Here is a 480-nt window from a genome sequence, read left to right on the forward strand (position 1 = left end):
CGATGTTGTTGCTCCACTAATCAATGTTCCTCCTGTAGTACTTGCTGTAGTATTGCTATACCATTGGTAGCTAATCGCTCCTGTACCACTTGCCGAAACTGTAAGAGTTCCTATTGGTGAACCTGCACATACTGGTGATGGATCTGAAACATCTGTCGTAATCGCTGTATTAGAATTCACTACTACCGTAGCAACACTACTTGTTGCCGTTGAACAATCACTGCTTGCTACTACATAATAATAGTAAGTCCCTGCTGTAGTATCAGTCGGTGTATAACTCGATGTTGTTGCTCCACTAATCAATGTTCCTCCTGTAGTACTTGCTGTAGTATTGCTATACCATTGGTAGCTAATCGCTCCTGTACCACTTGCCGAAACTGTAAGAGTTCCTATTGGTGAACCTGCACATACTGGTGATGGATCTGAAACGTCTGTCGTAATCGCTGTATTAGAATTCACTACTACCGTAGCAACACTACT

Annotated in this window: 1 pseudogene; it reads right to left on the reverse strand. The window is 42.5% G+C overall.

Annotation, left to right across the window (positions count from 1 at the left end):
- A pseudogene (locus Q0714_RS14170) lies at positions 1 to 480 on the reverse strand (hypothetical protein); the annotation flags it as partial.

It is taken from the genome of uncultured Lutibacter sp. (assembly GCF_947493565.1).
GTDB classification, from domain to species: Bacteria; Bacteroidota; Bacteroidia; order Flavobacteriales; family Flavobacteriaceae; genus Lutibacter; species Lutibacter aestuarii.